This is a genomic window from Pedobacter sp. 01T416_2, from assembly GCF_056398925.1.
The window spans coordinates 1-1,507 of sequence record NZ_JBFTQI010001068.1 but is presented as its reverse complement, the minus strand read 5'-3'; the positions used below and the strand labels follow the sequence as shown (position 1 = coordinate 1,507).

The window sequence follows — 1,507 nt, the reverse complement described above, 5'->3', positions numbered from 1 at the left end:
GGCAACTAATGCTCAAACTGGGGAGTTTGCTACTTCTTCTACAAGTGGGCAGACAAAAATTGAGGCTAATCAAGAAGCTTCATCGATAAGCTCAATGAATTCACTGGGGCAAAAATTGGCCATGTTTGGGTTTAAGTTCGAGCAGTTTTTGGCTGGCGCACGTGCGGGAAATGAGATAGCTCCTTCCGCACCTACTAAATTTTCAGCACCAGCGATTACTACGGGAGAGATAGCCACTAATGGCGGAGTAACTACAGTAGGGCGCTGGATGTCTCAAGCGGAAGCGACAGCAATGAAAAATGGTTCGCCAGCAGCTGTGGGGGCGGGTGGAAAAACATCGGTTACTGTAGGAGGTTCAAATGTTTGGAGCTCAGCTCAGCCAGGCTCTGTATATGTTGAGTTTCAGGTTCCTACGAATAGTTTAGTTCCTGGAGGTGGGCCAGGTATTTACAGTATACTAGGGCCAGGAGCAAGCAAATCGCAAATGTTCCAGTTAGAGAAACTGGGGGGGCAAGTTTCCCCTGCAGTTCAAAATATTTCACCAATTCTTAAAGTTAAATAGGTATGAAAAATGTTAATTGGTTTAAGAAAGAATTTGAGTCATATCTAAAAGGATATGATGTAAAATATAAATTTTTTGAGAAAGGAGACCTTGGTGATCTCAACCAAGTTGAGTTTAATTCTAAAGAAAGAGGGGGGGAAATTGATTTTTGGAGTTCGGGATGGCTCAATGTTCATTTTGTAGATTATATAAGTGGAGATGAGTTATTTAATATTTTACTAAAACCTGATCAATATGAAGAGAAAGATAAAGTTCTGAATAAATTAAAAGATTTTTTATAGGAAAGGTCCTTGAAGAAATTAGACTGCTCAAAAAATAGCTACTTATTTGAGCAGTCTAGAATGTGGGCTTTCATTTAAGAGTAGTTTATATATATCGTAGTTTTCGTTATCAAAACAAACGAAAAGAACTTTATGTATATATTTAGATGAAGTTAAGAAGCTTTTTACTGTATTAATGGCAATTTCAGCAGCTTTTCGTTTTGGAAAACGATAAATGCCAGTGCTAATGTTCGGGAAAGCTATTGTTTGAACCAGATTATCATCAGCTAATTCAAGGCTGCTTTTATAAGCCCTGCAGAGCAAGCCTTCTTCATTTTTTCTTCCATTGTTCCACACTGGCCCAACAGTATGGATAACAAATTTTGCAGGAAGGTTACCTGCTGTTGTTATTACTGCTTCGCCAATATTGCAGCCGCCTTGCTTATTTCTGATCTTTTGGCACTCTTCCAGAATTGACTTACCACCTGCTTTATGTATAGCCCCATCGACACCACTGCCGCCTAATAATGATGTATTGGCCGCATTTACAATAGCATCAGCTTCAACTTTTGTAATATCGCCTTGTATTAATTGAATCACTATGTTTTATTTGATTAAGAATACATTCCTCGCCAGCGCATCGCGTTCTGCTTGTGCTTAAGGGGTGTTGCAAAGTCTAGCATTT

Annotated in this window: 3 protein-coding genes; 2 read left to right on the top strand and 1 reads right to left on the bottom strand. The window is 39.2% G+C overall.

The features are described from left to right. Both AC1DPQ_RS27405 and AC1DPQ_RS27400 read left to right on the top strand, forming a co-directional pair. Positions 1 to 562: TreTu family toxin (locus AC1DPQ_RS27405; protein WP_477611512.1), on the top strand; the 562-nt coding region annotated here is incomplete at its 5' end. Between the two features lie 2 nt (positions 563 to 564). Further along, complete coding sequence (locus AC1DPQ_RS27400; protein ID WP_477585135.1) at positions 565 to 843, top strand: hypothetical protein; 279 nt, start codon at positions 565 to 567, stop codon at positions 841 to 843. 42 nt (positions 844 to 885) lie between these two features. Here AC1DPQ_RS27400 and AC1DPQ_RS27395 read toward each other — a convergent pair whose 3' ends face one another. Next, the gene (locus tag AC1DPQ_RS27395) at positions 886 to 1,422 is read right to left on the bottom strand and encodes an O-acetyl-ADP-ribose deacetylase (protein ID WP_477585136.1); all 537 of its coding nucleotides are present in this window, start codon (positions 1,420 to 1,422) and stop codon (positions 886 to 888) included. Between the last annotated feature and the right edge of the window lie 85 nt (positions 1,423 to 1,507).

What these genes read in the sequence shown, in the direction of transcription:
- AC1DPQ_RS27400 (WP_477585135.1), top strand. Translation starts at nt 565, where the DNA reads ATGAAAAATGTTAATTGGTTTAAGAAAGAATTTGAGTCATATCTAAAA.